This window comes from Vibrio fujianensis, from assembly GCF_002749895.1.
Classification (GTDB): Bacteria; Pseudomonadota; Gammaproteobacteria; order Enterobacterales; family Vibrionaceae; genus Vibrio; species Vibrio fujianensis.
Genome location: NZ_NBUS01000041.1, coordinates 42,680 through 48,413 on the forward strand (window position 1 = coordinate 42,680; position 5,734 = coordinate 48,413).

The following is a 5,734-nucleotide window of genomic DNA, read 5'->3' on the forward strand; positions in this document are numbered from 1 at the left end:
CACACGTGAGTGAATTATGGCCAAATAGAGCGCTTAAGCATTGGTAACACGGTTCGTCAGGGTGTTGATACATAAATACGCTGACTTGCCCTTCCATTCGAATCGCCGCACCAGAAACGAGCGGTGTTTTGTTTTGGTAACATAGGCGGTTAAGCTGATTGCGAGTTTCAACGTTATCACACGCGTCCAGCACAAGGCTATGAGTGGCAATCAGCGCATTCAACGCTTCATCCTCTAAACGTTGCGCAATCGTCCTGATCACCAAGTGTGGGTTGAGTTTATGCAGTGACTCGGCCGCCGAGTCAACTTTATGGCGGCCAAGATCGTTATCCGTGTGCAACACTTGGCGTTGTAGGTTAGATAATTCAACCACATCATCATCAATCAGCGTCAGGCTACCGATGCCCGCGGTCGCTAAATATTGGCTTGCGGCACAACCTAACCCCCCTGCACCAAGAATTAAAACAGAACTTTGTTTCAGCGCTTCTTGCCCTTCGAAATCGAAGTTTTTTAGCATGATCTGGCGGTTGTAACGCAGCATTTCCTGATCAGACAAAAGATCCATAATGTTCCTCAATACAAGCTGGCATTAAATAGCTGAATGTGAACCGTTTCTCCAACCTCAACATGGCCACGTTCTCGTTCAAGCACCACAAAACAGTTAGCTAAACTCATGGAACGGAAGGCACCAGAACTTTGGTTACCTGTGCTTTCAACGACAAACTGCCCATCTTCAATTGAGTAGATTCCTCGTTGATAATCGGTGCGTCCGGGAGATTTTTTAAAACGAGAGCGAGTCGTCGCTGGGATCGAGGGAGAGGCTTGCCAAGCCGTGTGCCCAGCAAGTTTTGCCAACATGGGTTGCACGAGCACATATAGAGTTAACATAGCAGAAACCGGATTACCCGGTAAGCCGCAAAACCATGCATGATTGAGTGAGCCAAACGCGAAGGGTTTACCGGGTTTTATGGCTAATTTCCAAAAGCCGATCTCACCAAGTTTAGCCAGAATATCTTTAGTGTAATCCGCCTCGCCGACACTCACGCCTCCGGAAGTAATCACCACATCGGCTTGAGTTTGTGCTTGCTCAAATGCAGTGGTTAATTGGGCTGGACAGTCGGGAATAATTCCTAAATCAATCGCTTCACAGCCAAATTTTTCAATTAACGGCTTCATGCCATAGCGGTTGCTATCATAAATTTGCCCAGCCTTTAGTGGTTCACCCAGTGGCTTTAATTCATCGCCGGTTGAAAAAAAGGCTACTTTGGGTTTACGAAACACACGCACATGGCTTATCCCTAAGGTGGCGATCATCGGAATATCGCGCACGGTTAAACGTGAACCAGCGCTGAGCACCACATCACCTTGTCGGATATCATCACCTGTGGGGCGAATATTACTGTTCGGCTTTACTTCAGAGACCGCAAACCGAATACCTTGCTCTGTCACTTGGGCTTGCTCTTGCATGATCACTGCATCGCATCCCGATGGGATTTGAGCACCGGTCATGATTCTGATGCATGTCATTGCTGGCCAATTGCCGGTATAAGGTTGTCCTGCAAATGATTTGCCCACAACGGGCAACTGGACTTGTTGTGCGAGTTCCGCGCGTCTTACCGCGTATCCATCCATGGCTGAATTATCAAAAGGAGGAACGTGGATTGGGGAGAGAATATCTTCTGCGAGCACAAAACCGAGGGCATCGGCTAGCGGAAGTTGGTGTGTGTCATTAATCGGTGTAATGCGTGCAAGCATTGAGTTGAGAGCATCTTCAATTGGCATGAGATTTTGTGCATCGCAACAGCCCATATTAATCGTCCTGTGGTTATTATTTTTGGCGTACTTTAGCATACAAAGGGCGAGACAATAATGCCCTCTCATAAAATAGGGATGTAATTATTCAAAAATACGAGTATTCTTGTTTGCCATTCAAAAGGGGTAAACAAGAGGTAGGGAAATGTCAAGTTTGAGCGAATCCGCCCAGTTAGTGAAAGCGGCTCTCGAAAGCCGCGGCCAGGAAACGCCAATGCAACCCAATGTGATCAGCCGTGAAGAGAAAAAAACGCAAATTGAACATCATATGCGTGAAATCTTAAATCTGCTGGGGCTTGATCTCACTGATGACAGCTTAGAAGAAACGCCCCATCGCATCGCAAAAATGTATGTGGATGAGATTTTCTCTGGGCTTGACTATAAGAACTTCCCTAAAATCACCGTCATCGAAAATAAGATGAAGGTCAGTGAGATGGTATGCGTGAAAGACATCACCTTGACCAGCACCTGTGAACACCATTTAGTTACCATTGATGGTAAAGCCGCAGTTGCCTATATCCCGCGTGGGAAAATTATTGGTTTATCAAAAATTAACCGCATTGTTCGATTTTTTGCCCAGCGTCCGCAGGTTCAAGAAAGGCTCACCCAGCAAATTTTGGTGGCATTGCAAACCTTGCTTGAATCGGATGATGTGGCGGTCACTATTGATGCGACCCACTATTGCGTTAAATCTCGCGGTGTGATGGACGCAACCAGCATGACAACCACGACAGCATTAGGCGGGATTTTTAAGTCAAACCCTTCCACTCGCGCAGAGTTTTTACACAGCATTCGCTAAACTAAGTCGTGATATGCAGATCAGAATCCATCATTTAAGTAAAGTATGTAAAGCTTAAGGATGGATTCTGAATGCTATTAAGCCAATTGAATCAATCTTTTAACTAATCGATCAATCCCACTTGCTGCTTGAGTGATATTCTCTGCGAGCATATAAGCAGGGGTAGAAAGCACATTATGCTGCTGATCGTACACATAATCATCGACCGGACAGTTTACGTGTTCACCCCCCATTTTAGTGAATGCACAAGCGGTATCAGGATCATTACCAATGGTTCCTTCAACGCCAGATTCGTAAATATGGGGGATAAGCGCAGGAGCAATACAAAGGTAACCCGCCGGTTTACCCACTTTCGCAAAAGCTCGGCAAATCGTCGCAACTTGCTCGTTAATACCGCATTCAGCGCCGTTATCGGCAAAATCACTTAGGTTTTTTGCCACACCGAACCCACCGGGAAGCAGTAATGCATCAAAGTCCTGAACGTTCAGTTGGGTTAGATCTTGGATGTTACCACGAGTGAGGCGGGCCGCTTCAACCAAGACATTACGGGTTTCTTTCATTACTTCACCCGTCAAGTGATTAATGACGACCTGTTGCTCAATGTTGGGCGCAAAGCAGTGCCAACTGGCTCTTTGCTTTTCTATGGCATACAGGGCTAATACCGTTTCGTGAATTTCAGCGCCATCAAAAACACCACATCCACTTAAAATTACGGCCACTTTTTTCATTGATAGGCTCCTTACTTATTTCATCGATAAGACCTCTCTATGAGGTTAACATTTTATTAAAAACAATCTACACTGCGCGGATAATTTTGAGGAGCAAGTAATGAAGTACGATTGGATTTTGTTTGATGCGGATGAAACGTTATTCCACTTTGATGCCTTTAAAGGCATGCAATTAATGTTTGCGCGTAAAGGGGTCGATTTTACTGAGCAGGATTTCCATCAATACCAACAGGTTAATAAACCGCTGTGGGTGGACTACCAAAATGGCGATATTAGCGCTGAGCAACTCAAACATATTCGCTTTACGCACTGGGCTGAACAATTAGAGACCACCACCACAGAGCTTAATAGCGCATTTTTAACCGCAATGGCAGATATTTGTACTTTATTACCTGGTGCACAAGAGTTATTAGATGGATTAAAAGGAAAAGCCAAGCTAGGGATTATTACCAACGGTTTTACAGAGCTGCAGGATGTGCGTTTAGCAAAAACAGGTATGACGGATTATTTTGAGCATATTGTTATTTCTGAGCAAGTCGGTATTGCTAAACCCGATGCGGGAATTTTTGCCCATGCGATGGAGAGGATGGGGCATCCTTCGAAAGAAAAAGTCCTGATGGTAGGAGACAATCCTCACTCAGATATTTTGGGAGGGCTTAATTTTGGGTTTGAAACATGTTGGCTAAATACACATCAACACCCATGCCCAGAAGGGATTAATGCTCACTATGAAGTGGCTTCCTTGTATGAGTTGCAAACCATTTTACTGGCGTAAGTCCATCGCTCTTGGTGCAAAGAGTGGCCTTTGCACCAAAGTGTCAGGGATGATTAACGAGTATATTCACCTTCTCGTTCTGGCTGATAAACCACTTCAATGATCTCAATCGTTTTTTCGCCACCACTTGGCATTGGCCAAGAGAGTTGCTGCCCTTCTGATAAACCGAGCAATGCGCTGCCTACTGGGGCAAAAATCGAGATATCGTCGCTTGTTTTTAGGTCTTTGGGGTAGACTAGGTTTTTTTGCATAATTTCATCACTGCCCAAAAATTTAAACTTCACCGTAGAATTCATTGTGACAACATTCGCTGGGATTTCTTCAGGAGCGAGTACGGTTGCACGATCCAACTCATCTTCTAGACGTTCCAGCTCTGCTGATAACTTAGGCATGTTATCCATTAATGCACTGATGCGATCCATGTCGAGGGTTGACACGATAATTGAATGATTGTTTGGCATTTTATTTTCTCCAAAAGAAATACCGCCCCGAACGAATCAGGGCGGCATAAAACATGTCCAGTATGCAATTTTGCATCTATTGTGTCTAGAACATAAACTGAATGGTGATAAAATTCAATCGTTGCGCGCACAGTTTTGTCGTGTTAGTGGCTGATGATGTGCTAGGGGCAACAGACCCTAGGAATAAATAAGGGCGAATGTGCAGTACATAAAAATTAAAGATGTCATTGTTGAACAAATTGAAGCAGGCATGTTGACGGCTAAGCAGAAATTACCTGCTGAACGTCAATTAGCCGAGACTTTTAATACAACACGGGTAACGCTGCGTGAAGCGCTTTCATTATTAGAAGCGGAAGGAAGAATCTATCGAGAAGATCGGCGAGGCTGGTTTATTTCTCCACCACCACTGCGTTATGACCCAACTCAAACTTTAAATTTTACCAATATGGCACGAGCACAACATCGTCAGCCGAAAACTGAGCTTGTGAGTGCCAAAGTAGAGGTGGCTAATAAATTAGCCTCGAAACTTTTGCAATTAGCCCCATTTTCGGAAGTGTATTGTATTGAGCGTGTTCGTTATTTAGATCATCGTCCGGTGGCGTTCGTGACTCACTACGTGCGTCCAGAATATTGTCCTAACTTGTTAGATTTTGATTTGTCACAATCATTGACTGACACCTATCAACGTCACTTTTCGATACAATATCAAAAAATACGCTATCGGATCACCACTCGTTCACTATTCGGTGAAACTGCGCAGGCCTTGAGATCGACAACAGGAACACCGGCAACGGTAGTTGAGCGAGTGAATTACAACCAGTACGGCGAGTTAATCGACTGTGGTATTGAATATTGGCGACATGATGCCATTAGTATCGAATCGGTGGCTGAGCGATCACATCCCGCTGAATCGGATCTCTCATCGTGTTTAACTCGTGCCGATAAGTGAGAAAAACGATAAATGAGAAAAACATGGCCCGCAGGCCATGTTTGAGGTGGTTTGACTTATACCACTGAATAGTGAATGGCTAACTGTTTTCTTCCGCATCTTGGCGTTTGATCACTTTATGCCCATCTTCCGTTACTCCATTTTTCCAGTAACTGCTGATGTAAATAAAATCTCGCGCAACGGCTCGTTCATTTCGAAAATATTGCCGCA

7 protein-coding genes and 1 pseudogene are annotated in these 5,734 nt (G+C 44.7%); 3 read left to right on the forward strand and 5 right to left on the reverse strand.

Features of this window, described 5'->3' with window-relative positions; genetic code table 11:
• Together moeB and moeA are read right to left on the reverse strand one after the other, a co-directional pair.
• Positions 1-565: molybdopterin-synthase adenylyltransferase MoeB (gene moeB / locus B7C60_RS07510; protein WP_245868851.1), on the reverse strand; the 565-nt coding region annotated here is incomplete at its 3' end.
• Positions 566-573: 8 nt separating this feature from the next.
• Positions 574-1,809 (reverse strand): molybdopterin molybdotransferase MoeA, encoded by a 1,236-nt coding sequence (gene moeA / locus B7C60_RS07515; protein WP_099611125.1) that lies wholly within the window; start codon positions 1,807-1,809, stop codon positions 574-576.
• Between the two features lie 148 nt (positions 1,810-1,957).
• On the opposite strand from moeA, the gene folE reads away from it, so the two are divergent.
• Positions 1,958-2,611, forward strand: a complete 654-nt coding sequence (gene folE, locus B7C60_RS07520) for a GTP cyclohydrolase I FolE (RefSeq protein WP_099611126.1) — start codon at positions 1,958-1,960, stop codon at positions 2,609-2,611.
• Between the two features lie 77 nt (positions 2,612-2,688).
• Here the strand turns inward: folE and elbB are convergent, their stop codons facing one another.
• Positions 2,689-3,339, reverse strand: a complete 651-nt coding sequence (gene elbB, locus B7C60_RS07525) for an isoprenoid biosynthesis glyoxalase ElbB (RefSeq protein ID WP_099611127.1) — start codon at positions 3,337-3,339, stop codon at positions 2,689-2,691.
• A gap of 100 nt (positions 3,340-3,439) precedes the next feature.
• On the opposite strand from elbB, the gene yjjG reads away from it, so the two are divergent.
• The gene (gene yjjG, locus B7C60_RS07530; protein WP_099611128.1) at positions 3,440-4,114 is read left to right on the forward strand and encodes a pyrimidine 5'-nucleotidase; all 675 of its coding nucleotides are present in this window, start codon (positions 3,440-3,442) and stop codon (positions 4,112-4,114) included.
• Between the two features lie 53 nt (positions 4,115-4,167).
• Here yjjG and rnk read toward each other — a convergent pair whose 3' ends face one another.
• Positions 4,168-4,575, reverse strand: a complete 408-nt coding sequence (rnk, locus tag B7C60_RS07535) for a nucleoside diphosphate kinase regulator (RefSeq protein ID WP_099611129.1) — start codon at positions 4,573-4,575, stop codon at positions 4,168-4,170.
• Between the two features lie 199 nt (positions 4,576-4,774).
• On the opposite strand from rnk, the gene phnR reads away from it, so the two are divergent.
• Positions 4,775-5,524: a phosphonate utilization transcriptional regulator PhnR gene (gene phnR, locus B7C60_RS07540; protein WP_099611130.1), complete on the forward strand. Its 750-nt coding sequence runs from the start codon at positions 4,775-4,777 to the stop codon at positions 5,522-5,524.
• A gap of 79 nt (positions 5,525-5,603) precedes the next feature.
• Here phnR and B7C60_RS18305 read toward each other — a convergent pair.
• Positions 5,604-5,734, reverse strand: a pseudogene (locus B7C60_RS18305) (siderophore-interacting protein); the annotation flags it as partial.